General features: G+C 35.3%; 21 protein-coding genes. 4 read left to right on the top strand and 17 right to left on the bottom strand.

The genetic code is table 11. The features are described 5' to 3' along the window. Positions 1 to 3: 3 nt before the first annotated feature. Genes ACLU24_RS02095 through ACLU24_RS02085 form a run of 3 tightly spaced genes read right to left on the bottom strand, consistent with a single transcriptional unit; the run spans position 4 to position 1,387 of the window. Positions 4 to 417: a GNAT family N-acetyltransferase gene (locus ACLU24_RS02095; RefSeq protein ID WP_412610028.1), complete on the bottom strand. Its 414-nt coding sequence runs from the start codon at positions 415 to 417 to the stop codon at positions 4 to 6. Between the two features lie 11 nt (positions 418 to 428). Continuing rightward, positions 429 to 806, bottom strand: a complete 378-nt coding sequence (locus ACLU24_RS02090) for a winged helix-turn-helix transcriptional regulator (protein WP_412610027.1) — start codon at positions 804 to 806, stop codon at positions 429 to 431. Positions 807 to 811: 5 nt separating this feature from the next. Beyond that, positions 812 to 1,387 (bottom strand): LysE family transporter, encoded by a 576-nt coding sequence (locus ACLU24_RS02085; protein WP_412610026.1) that lies wholly within the window; start codon positions 1,385 to 1,387, stop codon positions 812 to 814. Positions 1,388 to 1,568: 181 nt separating this feature from the next. Between ACLU24_RS02085 and ACLU24_RS02080 the strand changes: the two genes are divergently transcribed. Further along, positions 1,569 to 1,859, top strand: a complete 291-nt coding sequence (locus ACLU24_RS02080; RefSeq protein ID WP_412610025.1) for a hypothetical protein — start codon at positions 1,569 to 1,571, stop codon at positions 1,857 to 1,859. A gap of 120 nt (positions 1,860 to 1,979) precedes the next feature. Here ACLU24_RS02080 and ACLU24_RS02075 read toward each other — a convergent pair whose 3' ends face one another. The 10 genes from ACLU24_RS02075 to ACLU24_RS02030 all read right to left on the bottom strand — a co-directional run bounded on the left by ACLU24_RS02075 (position 1,980) and on the right by ACLU24_RS02030 (position 13,029). Further along, positions 1,980 to 2,303: an LPXTG cell wall anchor domain-containing protein gene (locus ACLU24_RS02075; RefSeq protein ID WP_412610024.1), complete on the bottom strand. Its 324-nt coding sequence runs from the start codon at positions 2,301 to 2,303 to the stop codon at positions 1,980 to 1,982. A 20-nt stretch (positions 2,304 to 2,323) separates the two neighbouring features. Next, the gene (locus ACLU24_RS02070; protein ID WP_412610023.1) at positions 2,324 to 2,497 is read right to left on the bottom strand and encodes a hypothetical protein; all 174 of its coding nucleotides are present in this window, start codon (positions 2,495 to 2,497) and stop codon (positions 2,324 to 2,326) included. Between the two features lie 46 nt (positions 2,498 to 2,543). Beyond that, complete coding sequence (locus tag ACLU24_RS02065; RefSeq protein ID WP_412610022.1) at positions 2,544 to 3,143, bottom strand: hypothetical protein; 600 nt, start codon at positions 3,141 to 3,143, stop codon at positions 2,544 to 2,546. A 41-nt stretch (positions 3,144 to 3,184) separates the two neighbouring features. Continuing rightward, positions 3,185 to 3,781 (bottom strand): hypothetical protein, encoded by a 597-nt coding sequence (locus ACLU24_RS02060; RefSeq protein ID WP_412610021.1) that lies wholly within the window; start codon positions 3,779 to 3,781, stop codon positions 3,185 to 3,187. A gap of 38 nt (positions 3,782 to 3,819) precedes the next feature. Beyond that, positions 3,820 to 4,335, bottom strand: coding sequence for a hypothetical protein (locus ACLU24_RS02055; protein ID WP_412610020.1), 516 nt, complete (start codon positions 4,333 to 4,335; stop codon positions 3,820 to 3,822). Beyond that, positions 4,322 to 9,487 carry a fibronectin type III domain-containing protein gene (locus tag ACLU24_RS02050; protein ID WP_412610019.1) on the bottom strand — a complete coding sequence of 1,722 codons (5,166 nt, stop codon included), beginning with the start codon at positions 9,485 to 9,487 and terminating at the stop codon, positions 4,322 to 4,324. The genes ACLU24_RS02055 and ACLU24_RS02050 overlap by 14 nt, the downstream gene beginning before the upstream one ends. Positions 9,488 to 9,507: 20 nt before the next feature. Beyond that, positions 9,508 to 10,818 (bottom strand): GHKL domain-containing protein, encoded by a 1,311-nt coding sequence (locus tag ACLU24_RS02045; RefSeq protein ID WP_412610018.1) that lies wholly within the window; start codon positions 10,816 to 10,818, stop codon positions 9,508 to 9,510. After that, positions 10,808 to 11,539: a LytR/AlgR family response regulator transcription factor gene (locus ACLU24_RS02040; RefSeq protein ID WP_412610017.1), complete on the bottom strand. Its 732-nt coding sequence runs from the start codon at positions 11,537 to 11,539 to the stop codon at positions 10,808 to 10,810. Before ACLU24_RS02040 ends, ACLU24_RS02045 begins: the two co-directional genes overlap by 11 nt. 174 nt (positions 11,540 to 11,713) lie before the next feature. Further along, complete coding sequence (locus ACLU24_RS02035; protein WP_412610016.1) at positions 11,714 to 12,268, bottom strand: HdeD family acid-resistance protein; 555 nt, start codon at positions 12,266 to 12,268, stop codon at positions 11,714 to 11,716. Positions 12,269 to 12,576: 308 nt separating this feature from the next. Further along, complete coding sequence (locus ACLU24_RS02030; protein ID WP_412610015.1) at positions 12,577 to 13,029, bottom strand: hypothetical protein; 453 nt, start codon at positions 13,027 to 13,029, stop codon at positions 12,577 to 12,579. Positions 13,030 to 13,241: 212 nt separating this feature from the next. Here ACLU24_RS02030 and sigK point away from each other — a divergent pair, with 212 nt between their 5' ends. The 3 genes from sigK (at position 13,242) to ACLU24_RS02015 (ending at position 15,493) form a co-directional block, all read left to right on the top strand. Next, on the top strand, positions 13,242 to 13,925 hold the full coding sequence (gene sigK / locus ACLU24_RS02025) for an RNA polymerase sporulation sigma factor SigK (RefSeq protein ID WP_412610014.1): 684 nt from the start codon (positions 13,242 to 13,244) through the stop codon (positions 13,923 to 13,925). 96 nt (positions 13,926 to 14,021) lie between these two features. Continuing rightward, entirely contained in the window at positions 14,022 to 14,909 is an 888-nt protein-coding gene (gene dpsA / locus ACLU24_RS02020; protein ID WP_412610013.1) for a dipicolinate synthase subunit DpsA, read from the top strand. Continuing rightward, positions 14,906 to 15,493: a dipicolinate synthase subunit B gene (locus tag ACLU24_RS02015; RefSeq protein WP_412610012.1), complete on the top strand. Its 588-nt coding sequence runs from the start codon at positions 14,906 to 14,908 to the stop codon at positions 15,491 to 15,493. The genes dpsA and ACLU24_RS02015 overlap by 4 nt, the downstream gene beginning before the upstream one ends. A 55-nt stretch (positions 15,494 to 15,548) precedes the next feature. Here ACLU24_RS02015 and ACLU24_RS02010 read toward each other — a convergent pair whose 3' ends face one another. The 4 genes from ACLU24_RS02010 to uvrB all read right to left on the bottom strand — a co-directional run bounded on the left by ACLU24_RS02010 (position 15,549) and on the right by uvrB (position 23,134). After that, on the bottom strand, positions 15,549 to 16,451 hold the full coding sequence (locus ACLU24_RS02010) for a DUF368 domain-containing protein (RefSeq protein ID WP_412610011.1): 903 nt from the start codon (positions 16,449 to 16,451) through the stop codon (positions 15,549 to 15,551). Between the two features lie 233 nt (positions 16,452 to 16,684). Beyond that, positions 16,685 to 18,925: a DNA gyrase subunit A gene (locus ACLU24_RS02005; RefSeq protein WP_412610010.1), complete on the bottom strand. Its 2,241-nt coding sequence runs from the start codon at positions 18,923 to 18,925 to the stop codon at positions 16,685 to 16,687. A 215-nt stretch (positions 18,926 to 19,140) separates the two neighbouring features. Next, complete coding sequence (locus ACLU24_RS02000) at positions 19,141 to 21,123, bottom strand: DNA gyrase/topoisomerase IV subunit B (RefSeq protein WP_412610009.1); 1,983 nt, start codon at positions 21,121 to 21,123, stop codon at positions 19,141 to 19,143. A gap of 43 nt (positions 21,124 to 21,166) precedes the next feature. After that, positions 21,167 to 23,134 carry an excinuclease ABC subunit UvrB gene (gene uvrB / locus ACLU24_RS01995; RefSeq protein ID WP_412610007.1) on the bottom strand — a complete coding sequence of 656 codons (1,968 nt, stop codon included), beginning with the start codon at positions 23,132 to 23,134 and terminating at the stop codon, positions 21,167 to 21,169. Positions 23,135 to 23,359 lie beyond the last annotated feature (225 nt).

The raw sequence follows: 23,359 nt of genomic DNA, 5'->3' as shown, positions 1-23,359 counted from the left end.
GCTTTAACGCTTATCGCTATAATTGCTTAGGAACATAGCCGTACCGCCTTCCATAACTTTAAAGCCATATTTTTCATAAAATGGCACATTCTTCTTTTCCTCTGGCATAAGCTCTATGTAAAGATAATTTTTATATTTCTCTTTTATGTACTTAACTAAATGAGCCGCAATTCCATTACCTTGATATTTTGGATTTACAAGAAGATAGTGGATATAAGCAACTAATTCGCTGTCATCTAAAACTCTTACAAGGCCAACAAGCTCTTCCCCACTCCACGCTGTAACAACTGTTGAGGAATTTTTCAAAGCTTTATATAATCTGTTTGGATATTCTCCAGATACCCACCCAACAGATAGAAAGAGTTTTTCTATCTGTTCTTTAGCGAATATTTTTTCTTCGGTATATCTTATTTCCATATATCTCACCCTTAGTTATTATAATCGCATTTCTGACATTGCAGCAAAGTATTTTCATTGTCTTCCTTATGATACGCACCTGACCATTTACAAATACTTTGCAAAATCGGTATTACTGATTTGCCTTTTTCTGTAAGGCAATATTCCACTCTCGGAGGAATTTCGTCATAAGACTGCCTTGCAACAATCCCATCGGAGATAAGCTCTTTTAAAGTAGTTGCCAATACAGCGTCAGTGATATTACTCATCTCCTTGCGGAGCATACTATATCGCAAAGTTCCTTTTTCAGCAAGGACACAAATAATTCTTGATTTCCATTTACCACCGAAAATTTGAAGTCCGTATTCGAGCGGACAACGAATATCTTTTTCCATTTTATGCTGATACATTTTAATCAACTCCATATAATATTTACTGCACAATACACTAAGAATAAAGCAAGAATGACATTGCATACTTTGAAATGTGCTTTATAAAATTTTTCCAGCTTTATTCCGAGAAAAGCCCAAGTCAGTGTTGCAGTGCAACCTATAAATACAACAAAAATTCCCATCAATAAAACTGCTGTCATATCCGACATCATTGGAATAATATATGCTGAAAGCAAGGTCATACAATAAAAATATATCTTTACATTAACAAGCTGCATAAAGAATCCAACCGTAAAGCTTGCTTCTTTTTTATTGTTCTGTTCGTATTTTTTGCTTAATGCTATATGTAATGCAAACCATATAAGATATACTGCACCTAAATATTTTATATATACCATTGCATTATTTAAATAAGCATTCAGAAAATATAATGCAAGCGTACACATATACTGAACCACAAGATAGCCTATACCTATTCCTAAAACTAAGCGTCTTCCTTTTTTCCAGCCGTAATTTACCATTGTGTTTAAGGCAAGTATATTTCCAGGTCCTGGTGTAAATGAACTTATCAGCATATAGCCAAGCATATTAAACAGCATCTAAAATTCTCCATTCATTTATATAACAACATAATTATAAAAAAATCACTACACAAAAACAAGTCACTATGAAATTTATTAGTAACTCATAAATTAACTTATATCTTTTACTTCGGAAGTAAATCTCATATAATAAGCACAAGCTCAATGAGCAAATAAAAACTTTCGGAGGTTATCAACTATGAATGTAAAAGCTTATTTGGAAATCACAATGAAAATCAGCAACAATAATCGTCCTGCTGCCGCTAAGGTATATAATGACTATCGTCAGCCATTTCTTGATACTATCAAGGGTGCTTTGACCAAGAATTTGCTTATTCGTGATGAAGATGTTCAGGTTCTTCATGGTTTTGACTCTGTTGAAAATGCACAGGCTTATCTTTCAAGCGAACTTTTCAAGAATGATGTATTTGTAGGGCTTCAGCCATTATGGGACGCTGACCCTGAGGTTAAAATCTATACGGTTGCTTAAAAGCTTTATAATCTAAAAAAATCACCCTATATTCAGATAAATTGAATATGGGGTGATTTTCTTATGCTTAATTTTATAAAAACATCGACATTGTTAAAAACAATGCCGATTTTCTGAAACTTAATTTAATTTTTTATTTCTTTTACGAAAAGAAATTATAACTACAACCATTGATATAGATATTGTTAAAACAATTATCCAAATTGTTGATGAATCACCTGTTTTTACAGCCTCGCTATCTGTCTTATCAGATGAAATTATGCTTTCCGAAGTATCTGAACTTTCTGGGATATCTGAACTACATATTTCAGAGGATTCAGCTTCTATACGAGCCACAACCTCTATATCGCCTTCAAATCTTGCAAATGCAGGTATTGAAAATGCCATAATCAGAAACAAATATAAAACTAAACAAAAAGCTTTTTTGAAAATATCTGTATTCATATTATACTATCTCTATTGTTTTAGACTATTGAAGAGGTAAATACCATATTTTCAGTGTATTCACCTGCTATTTCATATATATCTTTGTCATAAAGCTGTTTCTGATTTAGTCTAAATGTTCCTGTTATCACTTCTTCTGTTTGTTTGAATGTCGTGACAGCCATAGAAAGTGCTAAAATTCTTCTTGCTTTCATAATGACTCACCCTTTCAATATAAAAGTATAATTTTGTTTCTTATATTTAAACTGTAAGTATTGAAGAAGTAAATACCATAGTTCCGCTATAATCGCCTGCAATTTCGGATATATCCTTGCCATAAAGTTGCTTTTGGTTAAATCTGAGTGTTCCTGTGGTTTTTGCACCTACCTTATCAAAAGCTACAAAAAAATATCCGTTAGGTTCTGTCATCGGAACAACAGCAAAAGGAAGATAATAATCCTCTATAGGAGAAACATTGTATACATCATATATGAATTTTGTATTAGGTGATGTTTTTTGAGTTAAATAGAATTTGCCATCCTCTTCAGTTGCATCCTTGTCCTTAATACGAACCAATACATATTGATCTTCAGAAAGACCCTCTATATTCACTGCTGTAACTTCATAAGGTACATCTTTAAAGCTATCAGTATCAGTTTCAGGCGGTGTTAAAGTTCCGAAGTCAACCTTATCAGGAATGGTTATAACATAACTTATTTCTCCAGAAGCTTGAATATTTGCTGCTATTTCAGTTTCTCCGACTGGAGAATTTGGAGTCAATTCTGCTGCAAAAGCTGCTGTTGACGCGGTAACCATTGTTGCTACTGCCATAGATAATGCTAAAATTTTTCTTGTTTTCATAATGACTCACCCTTTTGATATAAAAGTATAATTTTATCTATTTAAAATGTAAGTATTGAAGAAGTGAATACCATAGTTCCACTATAATCGCCTGCAATTTCAGCTATATCCTTGCCATAAAGTTGCTTTTGATTAAGTCTGATTGTTCCTGTTGCACTTTGTCCTTGATTTTTAAAGTATGCAAAGTTATATCCGTCATTACCCATTTCACCCTCAGCCAAATGATTATCACTTTCTCCTATTGTATCTGTATCATATACTAAGTACATAAGTTTTGTGTTAGGTGAAGTCTTTTGAGTTATGTAAAATTGGTCATCATCTACAGTTGCATCTTTATCCTTAACAGCAACTGCTACACGATTGTTATCAGAAAGATTTTCTATTTTTGTTGCAGTAACAGTAAAGTTCACATCTTTAAAACTATCAGTATCAGTTTCAGGCTGTGTTAAAGTTCCGAAATCGACCTTATCAGGAATAGTTATAGTATAGTTTACTGCTCCAGGGTCTTGAATATTTGCTGTTACTTCTGTATTTCCGGTTTGAGAACTTGGAGTCAATTCTGCTGCAAAAGCTGCTGTTGATACAGTAGCCACTGTTGCGACCGCCATAGATAATGCTAAAATTTTTCTTGTTTTCATAATAAAACATCCTTTCCAAAATAAAATATATGTTAATATCAATTAACAACCAGTTTAAATTTAGACTTTGCAGAATTAAGTGGAGATTGCTCTTCGTCAAGCGTTACGCATTCATAAAAAACTTCTGCATCATATGTGCCTTTTTTAAGAGTTTGTTGAAGCGGAACTTCTGTTAAGCCATATCCCGGTTTTAAAAGCTCTGATTTATACAATACCGTGCCGTCTTCAAGCTGGAGTGTTGCATAAAATCCGCAGTTATTTTCTTTAGGATTTCCTATGCTTAAATGCAGTTGAGTATCCCCTGCTTTCATTTTTGCTGTACCGTATCCCGGAATCTGTGTACCACTTGAAGAACTTTCTGTAGATTTTTTTGATTCTTCGGGAAGCCCTGTATTCCAGCCAGCTGATACTTTGCCGACTACTCCATTTGAATCTGCTTGCGTTTCTTCATTATTCATAGATTTAATAATAAAGAATGCTGATATGGCTAAAGCAAGTACAATAACAACTGAAATTATCACTATTATTAATGTCTTTTTCTTAGTCTTTTTCAACTTTTCTCCTCCTTAGCCATGATGTAAGCACAATTACTGCTATTGATGATATAATTAAAATATATACAAAAGAATAATTATAATCTCCTGTGTTTACAACAGAATTATTTATTGAATTATCTTTTGAACTATCATTCGGTTGGCTCGAAGTATTACTTGAAAGTAATGCAAATGAAGCAATATTGTCTGATTTGAATGTGAGCTTGCCGTCATTAATAGAAAGCACTTCACATTCTTTTATTTCTCCATCGTCTGTAATTCCGACAACAGAAAGCTCGTTTGAAGAACTTACAGGAACTGAAATTTCTACTCCAGGCAAATACCAAAGATTAGATGGAATATAATTTCCGTCTGAGTCAGTAAGAGTCAAATTATAAGAAGAAACTATATTTTTATTGCCTGCATAGCTTAGAAGCTTTTTATAGTTTTCATCATTAGCATTAAAATCCTTGCTGTTAATTTGAAGCGAACTATGCATTAGACCTTTTATTTCAATTCCATTTTCAAGGTTTTTAGACAACTGCTTATAAAAATCACACTTTATTGTTGGGTAATTATTATTGAGTTTAGTATTTGCATTATAAATCCACTCAACTGAATCATCTGTAACAGAATTAAGCTCATCTACAAATTCTTTGGTCAGCATTTCTGATTTCAGCTTATTCTTATTTGTATCATCAGGAATAACTGTTGAATTGCTTCCGACAGCTTTAATACCATTTGTAGTATGATAAAATACATTCTTTACATTTTCAGAAGCATTAAGACCTGCAATAGAGCCTGCATTTTCGTCAGTTGCATTTGAAATCTTAGCAGAAGTATATGAAGAAGCTATTGAACCGAAGTTCTTTCCTGCTAAGCCGCCTTTTAATTTTGAAGATGAATTACCTATTGTGATATTGCTTGCACAACCATATATATTTCCTTTTTCGTTGTTTATGCCTGTAATTCCTCCACAAACCTCTGTTCCGGCTACCACAGAAGCATTTCTGCACCCTTTTATATTTCCGTTATTTACAGCAGCTACACCACCACTTGTAACGCCTTTTATATTGGAGTTATAATCTGAAAGCTTTATAGATTGTCCATTTTTATCAAATGTACGACCTGTGGTTAAAGCAATACCGCTTATGCAGTGGTCTATCAAGCCGTCATTTATTGCAGCAATACCGCCAGCATATTCCGAAGTAGTATTATAATCGCAGTCTATAACGAATAAATCTTTGACTATTCCTTTTGTTCCTATTCTTTCAAAAAGACCGCCATACCCGGAATTATTTACATTCAAACCGAAGATTATATAGCCGTTTCCGTCAAAGCTTCCGTTGAAAGGCTTATCATAAATTGCTGAACCTATTCCCTTTGTCCACTCAGAATCATTTGGTGCAACTATATTATTTTCGAGAATATAATCAGCAGAACCATATAAAGAATATTCATAATCAACAAGCTGAGAAAGTGTTACTAAGTCATTATATGTTTTTATGATAAATTTTCCATTTTCGTCTTTATCAAAGGCATAAGATTGCTCTCCACCTATGTTAAGAACTGCTGCTCGGCTTATAACTTCACTATAATCATTACCATTTTTAGAATGTTCGGTAACTATGCAACGATAAACGGTTTTATCAAGATTTTTTGCATTAGCCTCATTGATAACGCCATTTTCTGCAAAATATGCTGCATTAAATGAACTTGATTCTCCAAATTCCTGCTCTATATCTTTCCATTCTGCAAGATAAGTGCCTACAACAAGTTTTTGCCACTTGTAGCTGAGAGTATTTTCAGGATTACTCGAAGCAGCATTTATATTGAATATCGGTGCTTCGCCAATATTTTTATATAAATCCAATGGTTGTTCTACTATAATTGCCTCGGTAGAACCACCCTTAGTTTTTCCATAAGCATATGGGCCAAACACACTTGAAATTCCGCTGGCATCTTTAGTAGAATAAGCCTGCAATTTAAAGTAATATGTAGTATTTTCGTTAAGTCCGTTTACAGTATAGCTATCAGCCTCACCAGAAATAACAACATCTTTTCCGTTTTCTCTTACAGGTGAATAGTTGCCTGTCTGCGACTTAGAATAGTACATTTTATATGATTGTGGTTTTCTTAGATAGTTTACAGTATTAGTCCATTTTAATGTTGCACTATTATTTGTTGTTGATGAAACATGGAGGTCTACCGGAAGCTTTGGCGGTGCTGCGTCTGCACCCTCAACAAGACAGCCTATAACACTTGTAGCATTTGTAAGTTCTATGCCATCAACTGTCTGAATATTTGAACTGCCCAACTCCTTCGGATTCCATTTTACTTCTTTTGCGGTAAACGCATAAGCTGATGATGCTGTTCCAGCAGAAGTAGTTTCAGTTTTTGCGGATTCAGGAAGTGAAGCAAATGTAGTTGTATAAGTTATATTTTCTGAATTTGCAGTTGCCCATGTACAGCCACCACCTAAGCTTACAGAACCCGATATTTTAAAAGTCTGTTTTGCTACAAAAATTGAAGTTACATCTACACCAAATGATATAGATGAAGTGGCACCTAATTTCAAAGAAAAAGAAAAACCATTACTTGTTGAACTTGAGCTTCCCTCTCCCATAGCTATTGAAGTTGTTGAACTTCCATTTACATTAACAGCCGCTGCATTATTTGAAACGCTATAGCTTTCTTTATCATCTTTATTTAATGAGCTTATTCCAAATTCATCAGTAGCATAAGTAGATGGATCACCCGGATTTCTGCCAGCATATAAGCTATCAACATCAACTGTCTGTAACTTATAATTATCTTCTGCAGTACGATTAAATTCTTCAACAACCTTATTATAATCCGAAACAGGTATACATGAGTTAGCAGGGTTTAATTGCACATTGACACTCATTTTTTTAAATTCTCCCGGAACGACCTCCCCTACGCTTGGGCACTTTCCATCTCCATTATAATATTCAACCTCTTCTTCAGTTACTTCATGCTCTGGTATCCATTGGTCATAGTGATATGATACTATTGGCACTGTAATAAGTGCAACATAATCTTCACCTCCGCCTGAAGTAAAAGTAAGCGTTTCGGTTTTTGTATGTGATGTCTGATAACTTCCTACATACTGGCCTGCTCCATCAATGTTAAATCCAAAAGAACAGTGTTGCCCCAATACACCTACATTAAACGAAGCTGCAAACGAAATTCCAAGACCAAGATTCCAATTTCCCGTTGTTGTATTAGTAGTACCTGTTGATATGCTATATGAAGTCGAGCCTCTTGCCGTCATAGCTGAACCATAGTCAAGCTCACTCCAATATGGAGCACTTAACATTACGCTATGTACCGCAGGGTTAGACCAACCGACTGTTTTTCCTGTATATTTCATATATGTAGTATCATTATCAATATCTATTGGCCATAAAGTAAAGAAAGTAGCATAATCATCTTCATCAGCTTTACTGAAATAATCATTATTTTTGCATTCTATTTTTATTGAACCACCATTAAAATGACACCAATATATATCAAGATAAATTTTATCTTTATCTCCACTATATTCATCACCTATTACAACGAGAGTTTGCTCAACAAGACGGTCACTTTCTACGAAAGAAGCACTTACTGCAAGATGAACAAAGGCATTATTATCTCCCGTACTTCCATCAAACTTTGAATTCGTATTAAATTTACCATTCTTTATACGCTCATTTGCCGTTTCGCCATCTGTTGAAGGAATAAAATCGTAAAATACACCTTCTACAAATAGTGTAGCTTTTTCGCTATTTTGATTAAACCTTGTTCCAGTTATTGCAACAGGCTCTTTTCTGTCTTTATCCTTTTTAATCCAGTCAATAGCCTCAATAATTTTTGGTTCGCTCCAAGCATTGCAGTAGCTACCGTTTTCCCAAAGAACTATATTAACAAGATTTTCACTTTTGCTCATATCTCCACGGCTTTTTTTATTACTATAATTATAGTTTTTATTAGCCGCAATTACTAATTCCTTGTTGCCGTCACCATCTAAATCCATTGTTGCAGATGATGTAAATTTCATTCTTCCGCCTGAACCTTCACCCTTATCACAATATTTCTGGACAGGCTGATTATTTTCCCATTTATAAATAGCTGTGTAACCATCTTTGCAGAAATCGTGGTCATTGCTGTATGGCATAGTAACGCTTATAACGAGGTCATCACTGCCTGAAATATCTGTTGTGCTGAGGGATACAAGCGGACGATTTGTATCTTTACAGCAATTAAAATCAGAAGAAATAGACTTTAAATCTACACTATATTTCCATTCAAATAGTGGCTTATTTTCATTTTTGCTTTGCGTGAATATGCCTATCTTAGGATTATTCCTATATGAGAAATAAACCGCAATATCTTCATAATTATCACCGTCAAAGTCACCTACGGTTATACCCATATATCCACTGGATTCCTGAACTTCTATATCCTGAACAAACTTACTCTTATCATCAAGTATTTCAATACGCTCAAACTTTTCTTCGAGCTTATTTTCGCCAGATTTTTCTTTACTATAATCGTAAACTAAAAATCCGAGCTTGCTCTTCTTATCATCATTTCCATCAAGAAATAAACTGCATTGAATAATTGAATCTTTTATATAATCTTCTCTACTCAAATCACCAAGCTTTATACTCCTTGTAGTAGATGTCTGATACTGCCGTTTTCCACGAGCATTAGCCTTATCATATTTATATTGGTTACTATAAGAAAGCTTGTTCTTCTTGAATGTTTCTATATCCAAGCTGTTATAATCCTTGGCATTTTCCAATATATATGCTTCGCAGACATCACCTTTACTATGGTTTCCTTGTCCCATATAAAGCTCGCTCAGAATAGATGGTTTATAGCCCTCAAGAGGGTTAGTCGTATCATTTTCGTCAAAAAGCTCTGGGTCTTGAAATGAATTAAATCCAAGCTGAGAATACTGTTCCTTACTCATATAATCAGCTCTGCCATCATCTTCTGCCTGACTTTCTGATGAAACCGATTTCTGGCTAATTTTTTGAACAGGAATACTTTCCGTACCTTTTTTTTCATTATTCAGAGCATTTGCAGAAACTGCAAACATAGACGAAGAAATACACATTGTAAGCAAAATTGACAATGCTTTAACAGAAAATTCCTTTAACATATTTTTCATCTCCATTACCTTTATGCTGTATTAAGCAAAATTGATGCAAAAAACACTCCGTTTTCATACTTAAAATCAGTAATTCCATCATATTTTTCTACAATATTCTTTACTGAAATTAAACCTATTCCTACATCATTGCGTTTTGATGAACGATATTCCTTGCCCTCTTTTATAGGTTTTTCCTCACAACTATTATCAATAGTAATTGAAATTGAATTTTCACCAATAAGCTTGCCACAAATTCTTATAAATTTTTCGCCGCTTTTTTTTCTTTGACAAGCTTCAAGTGCATTTTCTATAAGATTACCTAACATAACGCATAAATCCGGCTCTGATATCGAAAGCTCCTTAGGCAATTCAATATTGGTATAAAATTCTATATTACTCTGCCTTGCTTGCTCCGCATAATACCTTACCAAAACATCTATTGCATAATTTTTGCAATAGATTTGCGATGTATCTATCGGAAGTGTTTTCTTATACACCTCCAGATAATTTTTGAGAGCCTCTTGGTCGCCACTATCAATATAGGCTTGTATAAGGTTCAGATGTTGACGCAAGTCGTGTCTAGCAATTCTCGTTTCTTCTATATGCTTTAATATAAGATTATATTGTGCTTTTTGTAAGTCGTTGATTGCCTCTGCTTGTTTCGCTCGTTCCTCAAGCATAGCGCTCTTACGCAGTATATCGAATGAACGCAGTAAAACATAATAGATAACAAATGTACAAATAAGCAAACATATTCTTGTGATAAAGAACTTCCAGCTCTTTGTAATATCATTATCAAACGAACCCGTAAACATCATAATTAAAAAAATCGTAAAAGCAGGTACGAGCCATATTGTCTTCCATATATCTGATTCGGGGGAATCTAATATTCTTTCTGCCGTTTTATTATACAAAATAAGTATAAGAGGAAGTGCAAGCATAAAGAATACAATCTGTATAATACTGTTTTCGATTGAGTAATATAAAGTTGAATCCGGAAAGATAAGCCCTGTAATAAATACTGATAAACCTCGTATAATCATTGTATATGCCGCTGTAAAAAAATAGAAGAAAACTAATTTAAAGAAATTTACTTTTACACATAAACTATATACTACAAGACATATAGCTGAGGTAATAACATCTGAATATCTTGGATTAATTCCATTTTTCAGACATAAAAGCGAGCTATTTACAAACACAAATTCGCTTATTATAATCAATACAATAACCAGCCACTTTTTGCATCTAAGATATTTCCACATAGGGCAATAAGCTAATATACAATAAGGCATGGTCGAAACTATTACATTTATTATAAGCTGAAGTTCAATGCTCATAAAAGGCTCCCTTCCTCGTTTTATCAAAAGCATATGTTGCATAGGCATTTCTTATTTCTATTTTTTTTGAACGACTTATTGGTACTCTTTCATCATTTTTTAAAATTATTGTTTGTTCTTCAAGTTTTTTAACGTTATCAAAATTCACTATAATTCCTCTGCAGCAACATTGAAAACGAAGTTGGTCGGGAATAAGATTTCTCAAGCCATCAAAGGTCATATATGCACGATGAACTCCTGTTGATGTATGAAATTCCGCATAGTGATTACGCATTTCTACAAAATACAAATTATCAAGCATAATCTTAACCGTCACACGACTTTCTTTTATACTGATATATTGCGGCGTTTCCATATCACCTAATATATGGTCGAGAACTGAATATATTTTATCGGGATTGAAGGGCTTGAGTATATATCCTACCGCATGAACCTCATAGCCCTCCAATGCAAAACTTCTTTCTACTGTTGCAAATATAATATTAACTTTTTTATCTATTTTCCTTATCTCATGTGCAGCCTGCATACCTGTCATTCCTGACATAGATATATCTAAAAAGATAATTGCGAATTCATGATTTTGAAAATCTCTGAGAAATTCTTCAGCTGAACTATATGTATACATACTGCAATTTATGTTTTTTATATTCAGATAATATGAAAGTATTTGGTAAAGCTTTTCTCTATCATAGTTCACATCATCAACCAAAGCTACCTCCATTAAAATCAACCCCTAATTATATAAATCATACCATCTGTACTAAAAATAAGCTCTAATGTCATTTTAATTATAGCATAATAAACGATATATGTAAAATTAGAAAGTTTTATATAAAGGCGCTTTGAACTTTTAAATATATTTTTAAATACTTAAAATTTATTTTCTTTATCTATATCATTTCTTGCAGTAATCATCTTTTTCAAACAATGAAGCTATCAACTTAATACCGTAGCTCATAAGCATTACGCCTATCATAATTCCAATAAATCTTGCTACAAAAATAAGATGGCAAATTCCATATATTCCAAATATTAGCATTATTATACCAAGTACAAGTGCAAGTATCCAAGATTTTGATGTTGAGGCCTTTTTCATAGCGAACGATTCTGCTATTGATGAAACGCCATCTAATATCATCCAAATTGCAAAGATAATAAGTATTATTAAATCAAGTACAGCTTGAATACTTGGAACAAATATTGCAAGTATTGAAACAACGGCTGCTGCAATACCTACAACAAGTCCGAATACTCCGTGTATGCCTTCTATCATAAGGTTCTTATATATTTTTTTCTTGGTAAAGTAAAAAATAATCGAGCATATTCCGAATATTCCAAGAATAGCTGTTATAACCCAACCCGCATTAATAAATGACATTCCCGGGAAAAATAAACAATAAATCGCACCAAGTATAGATAATACTCCTATTACACCGTTAATTACTTTCATAAAAAATTCTCCTTATCACTTTTTTAAATATAACTAATCAATGGCTATCTTGCAAACATTGCATTATTCATCTTTTTCACCCCTTAATATACAAATTTCTCCATTGATTTTGTAATTTTATTCTATTTTATCAAATAAAAAAATTCAATCTATTTTTCGTAAGGTGTACTTTTTTTACCCGAATTGTACAATAGAGAAATAAAACAATTCCCAAACACATAAAGCAATATTTTTATGTTTAAATACTTCTAAAAACGAATAAATAGCCTTCGGTTTTTCCGAAGGCTATTCTATAAAATAATTATAACTTATTGTACATTTGAATTATTATTGTTATTATTTCTGTTATCGCCAAGAATATCTTCCGCTCCGCCAACTACTCCGCTGACAACATCTTCTACACCTCTGCCAACGCCGCTGATTACATCTCCGGCTCCACTTGCAACATTGCTGACCACATTTTCGCCGTCTCCGATAATTCCGTTTCCGTCTGTGACAGTTCCGTTATTATTAGCGTCATTGCCATTAGCAGTATTGTTTCCATTGTTGTTATCTCCATTTGCATTAGGGTTTGGATTAGGTGCAGAGTTTATTGTTCCTGATGAATTATTGTTGTTTGTTACCGTTGAGGATTCAGCATTTCCGCCACTTGAGCCGTTACCCATATTCTGTGCGGAATTTCCATTGTCATTACCGTTACATGCGGCAAAGCTCACCGTTAGAAGTGCCATTGCCAAGATTGCAATAATTTTCTTTTTCATACACATTATCTCCTTGAAAATTTTATATGCACTGGTTTTCATAAAGTGTCGTGCTTTGATAAGGCTCGTCACTTTCTTTATTATCATTCGTAATTTTTTGCAAATTATCAATCTTGGAATAAATTTTGTCAAAATTTTATTTAAAAGACAAGCAAAACAAAATATTCCACGCATAAAAATTAGTAAGGTTAAATTTTTTATGGAGGTGCGTTATGTTTGATTTAATTTTAAAACTTCTGAACCAATTTTCTATGTTCTTCATACTTCATGTTACAGGAGGAGGCTCATTTCCGAAACCTCTTTCGGCAAAGGAAGAGCGTGAATGTCTTTTAAAATGGAAAAATGGAGATATAAAAGCAAGAAACAAGCTTGTTGAGCATAATCTAAGGCTTGTAGCACACATTGCAAAAAAATATTATGCTTCTTGCAGTGATACAGACGAATTAGTTTCAATCGGCACAATCGGTTTGATTAAAGCCGTAAATACCTTTGATATTGATAAAAATATCAGACTCTCAAGCTATGCCTCAAGATGTATTGAAAACGAAGTTCTTATGTATTTCAGAAATAGTAAAAAATCCGCTCAGGATATGTCGCTTGACGACGCAATCGACTCCGATAGTGACGGAAATAAGCTTACGCTTATGGATATAATGTCTGTAGAAGACGATTTTGTAGACAATCTTGATATAAAACTTAAAAGTGAAAAGCTTAAAACTTACATAGAAAAATGTCTCACACCAAGAGAAAAACTTGTAATCACTTTGCGTTACGGTCTTGATGGCAGTGACCCGCTGACTCAGCGTGAAATTGCAAAAAAACTAAATATTTCACGATCTTATGTAAGCCGAATTGAACGAAAAGCATTAGATACTCTCAAGGCTCAGTTTATGTAAAGTTCTTATCTCCCGCAATATGGACTATCATCTGCACCTAAACTTTATTGCAAACATATTATATAGTATCAAGTCTGATTGCGGGAGGTAATCCTATTGATAAATAATTCTTTTTGCGTTATAGGTGGCGATTTGCGTCAATTATATTGTGCCAAAGCTATATTGAATGACGGCTATTCTGTCTGCATTTCTTGTTTTGAAGAATGTAGGTTTTCTTTACCCTTTGATATGCTTGATTTCAAAACTGCTATAAGAAAATCTGAAATCGTTATACTTCCACTTCCTGTTACCAAAAACGGTACAACTCTTAATGCTCCATTTTCTAAAAATTCTATTACACTTGATGACTCTTTCGCAAAAATCTGTTCAGGCAAATATGTTTTCTGCGGTATGAAGGAAAATCTTCTCTCTACAAGCTCCCTCTGGAATTCCAGTATGGTTTTTGATTACTCTAAAAGAGAAGAATTTGCCGTTATGAATGCCGTTCCTACAAGTGAAGGTGCGATTGAATGTGCTATGCACGAATATGACGGAACAATAAATGGTTCAAACTGTCTTGTAATAGGTTATGGAAGAATCGGCAAGGTACTTTCAGATATGCTTGGAGGTCTTGGTGCTAAAGTTTCTGTCAGTGCCAGAAAGAAAAGCGATATGGCATATATTCAGGCAAAGGGATTTAAATCACTTAAAACCAATGAGCTTTCTCTTATGCCACAAGGACACACCGCATTCGACTTGATATTTAATACAGTGCCATTTATGATTTTAGATTCACATACTCTTGCTCGTATCGCTCCAAGCGGTTCGGACACGATTATTATAGATTTAGCCTCACTACCAGGGGGTGTTGACCTCGAAGCCTGCGAAAGAATGGGGCTTAAAGCCATGCGGGCATTATCGCTGCCAGGGCGTGTTGCACCAAAAGCGGCCGGAGAAATCATAAAGAACGCTGTTTATAATATAACAGAGGAGGATTTACGGTGACACGCAAAACGGTGGGATTTGCTATGTGCGGTTCTTTTTGCACCTTTTCACGAGCAATTCCCCAGATAGACGCATTGATAGATGCGGGCTATGATGTGCTTCCAATAATGTCATATAACGCTTCAACTACTGACACCCGTTTCGGCAAAGCACAAGATTTTATTGAGGAAATCGAAGAAAAAACAAAGCGAAAAATCATAAGAACCATCAACGACGCTGAGCCTATTGGTCCTAAGGCTATGACGGATATTATGCTTATTGCTCCCTGTACGGGAAACACCATCTCAAAGCTTTCCTATGGGATAACAGATACGCCAGTAACAATGGCAGCTAAATCCCATCTAAGACAGGAAAAGCCGCTTATCCTTGCTATTGCAACAAATGATGCTCTCGGTGCTTCTGCTCAAAGTATAGGCAGAATGTTAAATACAAAGCACATATTCTTCGTACCATTCGGACAGGACGCTCCTATAAAAAAGCCAAAATCATTAGTTGCCGATTTTGAATTGATTCCACAGGTTGTTGAAGCAGCATTTATGGGTAAACAGCTTCAGCCAATTATAATTGCTCCAAAAAATGGGTAAAAATAAGCTGTCGTATATCTCAAAAAAGATATGCGACAGCTTTTATTAGGTATATTTAATGCTTTGCGGCGATTTCTTTACGGCTCTTGCGATTCTTGAAAAGTTGTAAGCCTATTACTATTACTCCACCGATAAGGAACGGAATAATTGAGAATGTCGAGAAATCCATCATCGGTTTTGGCTCATCAAGTGTTGTAGGTCCCATAACTATTGCATAGAGAGAACCAATCATAAGTCCGAAAATAAAGAATATCGTCTGTGCTCTGAACTTTTCCAAGCAAAGCTTCACAAGCTTAATAATCAAAACGATTCCAGCAATTACTCCTAATCCAAAGCAAATTATCATTGGCAAATATTCAAAATGCATATGAAGTAATTCTTTTATTGATGTAATGACAGGTAAATAAAATCCAAAAATTAAAAGAAGTGTTGAACCTGAAATTCCCGGGAGAACCATTGCAGTAATTGCTATCATTGCTACAAAGAACAGGCTTATTCCAAGCTGAAAACTTGGTTGTCCGAGGTTTATACTACTTTCTCCACCGCTCGTAGGATTGAAATATGTAATGCAAAATACAAGTGCTGCACCAAGAATCACAAAAAACGCACTCCAATATTTTCCTTTAAGGCTTTTCTTTTCTTCAATGAAAACAACCGGTATTGCGAAAAGTGTTAAACCAATAAACAATGAGCTGATTTCGTAAATATAAGTATCGAAAAGCTTTGTGAGAATCAAAACGCAGGATACAAAACCAACTACCCAACCAACTCCAAGCTTAGCTAAAAATTTTAATGCTTCAATTTTTTCAGCTTTCTTTCCTGAAATCAAATCATTCAGCGAATTGATGAATTTATCATAAAAACCCATCAGGAAAGCAATCGTGCCACCCGAAACTCCGGGGACGCTATCCGCCATAGCCATACAAAAGCCACGAATCATATCAATAACGACCTTCATATTTTTCCTCCAATATTTAAAATTTTCATACACTTTAGGATTATAATTGTATATAATGAAAATGTCAAGTAAAGTCTAATTAAGTAAACAAGATTTTACCATAATTTTACATAAGCTAAATTGCATAATATGTTTTATAACTAAACATAATAATAACAGTTATGAATAAAATGCGTTTGCTATTCATAACAAAACGGCAGAATCCAAAGTAAAAACGGATTCTGCCGTTCTTATTATTTAAGCTCTAATTGTTCGCCCTCAAGTTCTTCTGCTGTCGGCAGCGCTCCTGATGACGGAATAGACTTTGTTCTATATCTTTGAGGCGTTTGAAGCATACCATCATGATATAATTCCGCAGAAATCAGACGATGACCTTTTCTTTGCTTGAATACAGCTACACCTTGGGTATTTCTTGTGGTTTTTGAGGCAATAGCACCTGTATGCAATAATAATGCTCTGCCAGACGATGAACGCATAAGAATTTCGCTATCCTCATCATTGACAAAAACTATTGCACTAAGTTTTTCTTTATCACTATATGCGCCTGTCAGCTTTTTACGGTTGGTCTTTGTTTCATATGCTTTAAGGCTAACTTTAGCAACCTTGCCGTTTTCAAAGAAAAAGAAAACATAACCCGAATAGTCGGTAGTGGCAATCATATAAATAGCACTCTCGCCCTCGTCCATATTCAGCTTGGCAGGGATAAATTCTCCAAGTACGCTTGCTTTGGTATCAGAGAAATCACGAGCCTTTGTTTTATAAACCTGTGATTTATCACTGAAAAACAGCAAATCCGTATTATTCATAGATTCTTGCGATTGCTGTATGACATCTCCCTCTTTTAGCTTCTGTTCACCGCTCATTCTTAGTGAAAGCGGAGTAATTTTCTTGAAATATCCCTCTTTTGTAAAGAATAGATTTACAGGATAATCAGGAATCTCTTCCTCAACTTCAGCTTCAACAATATCAGAAGCATAAATAATCATACTCTTTCGTGGCTGACCATATTTTTCAGCAATAGCGGTAAGTTCTTTTACGATTATATTCTTAACCTTAGTTTTGCTTTCGAGGATTGATTTAAGCTCGGCAATATCTTTCTCAAGATTTTCAATTTCATCTGTGCGTTTAAGAATATATTCTCGATTGAGATGACGAAGTTTAATTTCAGCTACATATTCAGCCTGAATTTCATCAATTCCGAAACCAATCATAAGATTTGGAACCACATCGCTTTCTTCTTCGGTTTCACGAACGATTTTTACAGCCTTATCAATATCGAGGAGAATTTTTTCAAGTCCCTTGAGAAGATGAAGCTTGTCCTCTTTTTTGTGCAAATCATAATAGGTTCTGCGTTTTACACACTCAACTCTGAATGCAATCCATTCGTTAAGTAAGTCCTTAACGCCAAGAACTCTCGGTGTTCCTGCGATAAGAACGTTAAAATTACAGGAGAAACTATCCTCAAGCGGTGTGATTTTATAAAGCTTCTGCATAAGCTTATCAGGGTCAATATTTCTCTTAAGATCGATTGTGATTTTAAGACCGCTTATACCTGTTTCATCACGAATATCAGAAATTTCTTTAATCTTGCCAAGCTTTACAAGCTCAATAATCTTATCAATTATAGCTTCTGAGGTTGTTGTCGGAGGAATACTTGTTATATCAATACAATTATCAAATTTATCATAGGTATAGCGTGAGCGAACCTTTATACTTCCTCTACCTGTATTATAGATATTTTCGATAGTTTTCTTATCATATACAATCTGACCACCGCCCGGAAAATCAGGTGCAATAAGCGTTTCGGAAACATCGTGCTTTTCGTTACGCATAAGCGCAATAGTTGTTTCGCATACCTCTCTAAGATTGAAAGGACAGATAGAACTTGCCATACCAACAGCAATACCTGTATTCGCATTTATAAGTACGGACGGAAATGCTGCCGGAAGAAGTGTTGGTTCTTTAAGAGTGTTATCGTAGTTATCAACAAAATCTACGGTATCCTTATCTATATCACCGAAAAGCTCTGCACATATCGGGTCAAGTCGTGCCTCGGTATATCTTGATGCCGCCCACGCCATATCTCTGCTATAAAATTTACCGAAGTTACCCTTGGAATCGACATATGGGTGCAGCAGTGCTTCATAGCCTCGGCTAAGACGAACCATAGTATCATAAATCGCACTATCACCATGCGGATTAAGTTTCATTGTTTGTCCGACTATATTTGCGGATTTAGTTCTTGCACCACCGAGAAGTCCCATTTTATACATAGTATAAAGCAATTTTCTATGTGACGGCTTAAAACCGTCAATTTCAGGAATTGCACGAGAAAGTATAACACTCATAGCATACGGCATATAGTTTTCTTCTATTGTATCAGCTATTTTTTGCTCTACAATCTCACCTGCTCCTGCAATATATCCATGCAGCTTAGGTTCTATATGAGGTGTATTTTTCTTCTTTCTTGCCATATCATTACCCCTTGAATTTTTGTACTGGAGCTTTTCCAAAACCCCACGAGAGACGCTGTCTCTCGACTCTGCAAGCCTTTAAAAAGGCTTGACCTAAACTTTGCGGCGAGTCACCGCTCCCAAGACGCGTAATCGGTTCTGCCTTGCAAAACTTCGACATTGATGAGAAAAGCTTGTTGCCGCGAATTTGGAAACTATCGATGAACTACCAAATATTAGGACACATCTATATTATCAATGTACTTTACTCCGTTTTCTACTATATATTCTTTTCTGCCGTCAAGATTATCTCCAAGCAAGATATCAAATATCTCACTTGTACGCTTTGCATCATCAGGCAAAACCTTTATAAGTCTGCGTGTTGACGGATTCATTGTTGTAAGGCTCATCATATCAGGCTCGTTTTCACCAAGTCCCTTTGAACGCTGAATAGTGAATTTCTTATTGCCTATCTTCTTAATAAATTCTTCCTTTTCCGCTTCGGTATATGCAAAATAGACCTCATCTTTAGTGTTAAGCTCATAAAGCGGAGATTCTGCAATATAAACTTTTCCCTCGTCTATAAGAGTTGGTGTTAATCTATAAAGCATTGTGAGCAGAAGTGTTCTAATCTGAAAACCGTCAACATCGGCATCAGTACAGAGTATAACCTTGCTCCAACGGAGATTATTTATATCAAATGAGGATAAATCCTTATTAGCCTTAGATTTAACCTCTACACCACAACCGAGAACCTTTAATAAATCGGTGATAATTTCGCTCTTGAAAATTCGGTCATAGCCCGCCTTTAAGCAGTTAAGTATCTTACCTCTGATTGGTATAATTGCTTGAAAATCCGGGTCACGGGCCTGTTTACAAGCACCAAGAGCCGAATCACCCTCAACTATAAAGACCTCTCGTCTTTCTACATCTTTGCTTCGGCAGTCAACAAACTTTGCAACTCTGCCCGTCATATCCATATTGCCTGTGAGTTTTTTCTTTATGTTAAGGCGAGTTTTTTCAGCGTCTTCACGACTGCGTTTATTGATTAAAACTTGATTTGCGATTTTCTCTGCATCAAGTGGATTTTCTATAAAATATATTTCAAGCTGATGACGGAGAAACTCTGTCATAGCATCTTGAATACCCTTATTTGTGATAGCTTTTTTAGTTTGGTTTTCATATGAGGTTATGCTTGAAAAAGATGAAATCACTATTACAAGGCAATCTTCTACATCAGAGAAATTGATTTTGCTTTCATTTTTAGTATATCTGGAATTTTGCTTTAAGTAAGAGTCAATCTGATATACGAAAGCGTTTCTTACAGCCTTTTCAGGAGCACCGCCATGTTCAAGCCAGCTTGAATTATGATAATATTCGGCACAGCTAATCTTATTTGAAAAGGCCATTGCAATATTAATTTTAACCTTATATTCAGGCTTGTCCTCTCTGTCACGAACTATTCTCTCTGTTTTCCATGTCTGAACCTGTGTCATACCATTTTCGCCGATAAGCTCTGTTACATGGTCTGTTATGCCGTTATCATACTTAAATTCAGTTGTTTCAAAATCTTTACCGACTTGATTTCTGAAAATAAATGTAACGCCTGCATTTACAATAGCCTGACGCTTGATAATCTCTATATAATATTCCTTACTTATATCAATATCGGTAAAAACCTGTAAATCTGGTCGCCAATGGATTCTTGTGCCCGTATCCTTCTTGGAATACTTTTCTCGCTTTAAACCACCGATATTTTCGCCTTTTTCAAAGTGTAGAGTGTAGCGTTCACCGTCACGACGAATATCTACATCCATATATTCGGAGGAATATTGCGTTGAACAAAGTCCCAAGCCGTTAAGTCCGAGAGAAAACTCATAGCTTTCTGCATCGTTATTATTGAATTTACCGCCGGCATAAAGCTCGCAGAAAACAAGCTCCCAGTTAAAGCGTTCCTCATTTTTATTATAATCTACCGGAATACCTCTGCCGAAATCTTCAATTTCAACAGATTTATCCTCATAGCGTGTAACTATTATTTTATTTCCGTAACCCTCACGAGCCTCATCAATAGAGTTTGAGAGAATCTCAAAAACCGAATGCTGACAACCCTCTATACCGTCCGAACCGAATATAACGGCAGGACGCTTACGAACTCTATCCGCACCCTTTAAGGTTACTATACTTTCATTTCCATATTCTTGTTTTTTCTTTGCCAAAATAGCAGCCCCTTTTAAACTAATATATCAATAATTCATCTAATTACTTGTTATCCCCTGTTCTCAGCTTTTTAATTTTATCTCTTAAAAGGGCTGCGTGTTCAAATTCAAGAAGCTTTGCAGCCGCTTTCATTTCCTTTGTAAGCTGTTCTATGAGTTTTTCCCTTTCTGCTTTTGTCAGTTTCTTTTTGGATTTCTTTCCGTCGTCGGAATGAGTAGAAATCTCAATAATATCACTGACTTTTTTAATAATTGTTTTAGGAATTATTCCATGTTCTTCGTTATATTTCTGCTGAATAGCTCGTCTGCGTTCGGTTTCATATATTGCCTTTTCCATAGACTTTGTAACCTCATCAGCATACATTATTACTTCGCCATCAGCATTTCTTGCGGCTCTGCCGATTGTCTGAATAAGCGAACGGTCACTTCTCAGGAATCCCTCTTTATCAGCGTCAAGTATAGCAACAAGTGAAACTTCCGGAATATCCAAACCCTCACGCAAAAGGTTTATTCCGACAAGCACATCAAATTCGCCCAAACGCAAATCTCTTATAATTTCCATACGCTCGACCGTATCAATATCATGGTGCATATAGCGAACCTTTATACCCATTGTAGTGAAATATTCAGTCAAATCCTCTGCCATCTTTTTGGTGAGAGTGGTTACAAGAACACGCTGATTTTTCGCCGTACGCATATTGATTTCTGAAATCAAATCGTCCATCTGACCATCGGTCGGCTTTACGGTTATAAGCGGGTCAAGAAGTCCCGTAGGACGGATAACCTGTTCAACAATCTCGGCGCTATGCTCTTTCTCGAAATCGCCCGGGGTTGCACTTACAAAAACCGCTTGATTTATATGCTCGTAAAACTCATCAAAGTTCAGCGGTCTGTTATCTAAAGCGCTTGGCAAGCGAAAACCATATTCTATAAGGCTTTCCTTTCTTGCTCTATCGCCTGCAAACATTCCCCTTACCTGCGGCAGCATAACATGAGATTCATCAACAAAAAGCAGAAAATCATCAGGGAAATAGTCGAGCAAGGTAAAGGGCTTACTGCCGGGTTTTCTGCCCGAAAGTACTCTTGAATAATTCTCAATACCTGTGCAAAAGCCTATTTCACGAAGCATTTCTATATCATAGCGGGTTCTTTGCTCTATGCGTTCAGCCTCAAGCAGCTTACCCTTATCATTGAAATATTTTATGCGTTCCTCAAGCTCTCGCTCAATCTCTGCAATAGCTATTTCCATCTTATCTTTTGGAACGATATAGTGCGACGCAGGATAAATCGCAACATGCTTTAGCGTGCCACGAATTTCTCCGCTGACAGCGTTAATTTCTGTTATACGGTCTATTTCATCGCCGAAAAATTCAACACGAACAATATTCTCATCAGAGTTTGTCGGATATATCTCGACAACATCTCCCCTGACACGAAACTTATTACGGGTGAAATTTACATCGTTTCGCTCGTATTGAAGTTCAACAAGCTTTTTAAGCAAATCGTCACGACTTTTTTCCATACCCGGACGAAGTGAAATTACCATTGTGCGATAATCAATCGGGTTACCCAAGCTATAAATAAATGAAACCGACGAAACAATTATTACATCTCGGCGTTCGGAAAGTGCAGAAGTTGCAGAATGGCGAAGCTTATCTATCTCGTCATTTACAGCGGAATCCTTTTCTATATAGGTATCGGTTGTTGGAATATATGCCTCAGGCTGATAGTAGTCATAATATGACACAAAATATTCAACAGCGTTTTCTGGGAAAAATTCTTTGAACTCACTGCAAAGCTGTGCCGCAAGAGTTTTATTATGAGCAAGAACAAGCGTTGGTCGGTTCATTCTTGCAATAACATTTGCCATTGTAAAGGTTTTTCCTGAACCTGTTACACCCATAAGAGTTTGTTCTCTGTTTCCTGCCTCTATACTTTTGCATATAGCGTCTATTGCCTGTGGCTGGTCGCCTGTCGGCTTATATTCGGAATGAAGCTTAAACTCTGACATATTCAACCTCCTATACATCGCATTATAATCCCAAAGCTTGGTACTAAACAAGTCGAATTTTGTTTTTCATAAAAATTAAACAAAATTAAGCCCTAAAAAGGGCATTTCATAACTTTAAATTGATTAACGATTTAGCAAAAATCTATCTTTTAATTAGAATTTACAATTGCTAATTTTTTATTATAACACATATAAACAAAAAAGTACAGAACAAATGTTTTTATT

This window comes from Pseudoruminococcus sp. (assembly GCF_047012705.1).
Taxonomy (GTDB): domain Bacteria; phylum Bacillota; class Clostridia; order Oscillospirales; family Acutalibacteraceae; genus Pseudoruminococcus.
Note: the sequence above shows the minus strand (reverse complement) of the source record. Positions and strands in the feature narration are given on the sequence as shown.

Excerpts from the sequence above, each read along its gene's own strand:
- ACLU24_RS02040 (WP_412610017.1), bottom strand. The coding sequence starts at position 11,539 with ATGGAGGTAGCTTTGGTTGATGATGTGAACTATGATAGAGAAAAGCTT.
- ACLU24_RS02090 (WP_412610027.1), bottom strand. The coding sequence starts at position 806 with ATGTATCAGCATAAAATGGAAAAAGATATTCGTTGTCCGCTCGAATAC.
- ACLU24_RS02045 (WP_412610018.1), bottom strand. The coding sequence starts at position 10,818 with ATGAGCATTGAACTTCAGCTTATAATAAATGTAATAGTTTCGACCATG.
- uvrB (WP_412610007.1), bottom strand. The coding sequence starts at position 23,134 with ATGTCAGAGTTTAAGCTTCATTCCGAATATAAGCCGACAGGCGACCAG.
- ACLU24_RS02080 (WP_412610025.1), top strand. The coding sequence starts at position 1,569 with ATGAATGTAAAAGCTTATTTGGAAATCACAATGAAAATCAGCAACAAT.
- ACLU24_RS02030 (WP_412610015.1), bottom strand. The coding sequence starts at position 13,029 with ATGAAAAAGAAAATTATTGCAATCTTGGCAATGGCACTTCTAACGGTG.
- ACLU24_RS02010 (WP_412610011.1), bottom strand. The coding sequence starts at position 16,451 with ATGAAGGTCGTTATTGATATGATTCGTGGCTTTTGTATGGCTATGGCG.
- ACLU24_RS02065 (WP_412610022.1), bottom strand. The coding sequence starts at position 3,143 with ATGAAAACAAGAAAAATTTTAGCATTATCTATGGCAGTAGCAACAATG.
- ACLU24_RS02085 (WP_412610026.1), bottom strand. The coding sequence starts at position 1,387 with ATGCTGTTTAATATGCTTGGCTATATGCTGATAAGTTCATTTACACCA.
- ACLU24_RS02095 (WP_412610028.1), bottom strand. The coding sequence starts at position 417 with ATGGAAATAAGATATACCGAAGAAAAAATATTCGCTAAAGAACAGATA.
- ACLU24_RS02050 (WP_412610019.1), bottom strand. The coding sequence starts at position 9,487 with ATGTTAAAGGAATTTTCTGTTAAAGCATTGTCAATTTTGCTTACAATG.
- ACLU24_RS02035 (WP_412610016.1), bottom strand. The coding sequence starts at position 12,268 with ATGAAAGTAATTAACGGTGTAATAGGAGTATTATCTATACTTGGTGCG.
- ACLU24_RS02005 (WP_412610010.1), bottom strand. The coding sequence starts at position 18,925 with ATGGCAAGAAAGAAGAAAAATACACCTCATATAGAACCTAAGCTGCAT.
- ACLU24_RS02075 (WP_412610024.1), bottom strand. The coding sequence starts at position 2,303 with ATGAATACAGATATTTTCAAAAAAGCTTTTTGTTTAGTTTTATATTTG.
- ACLU24_RS02060 (WP_412610021.1), bottom strand. The coding sequence starts at position 3,781 with ATGAAAACAAGAAAAATTTTAGCATTATCTATGGCGGTCGCAACAGTG.
- sigK (WP_412610014.1), top strand. The coding sequence starts at position 13,242 with ATGTTTGATTTAATTTTAAAACTTCTGAACCAATTTTCTATGTTCTTC.
- ACLU24_RS02070 (WP_412610023.1), bottom strand. The coding sequence starts at position 2,497 with ATGAAAGCAAGAAGAATTTTAGCACTTTCTATGGCTGTCACGACATTC.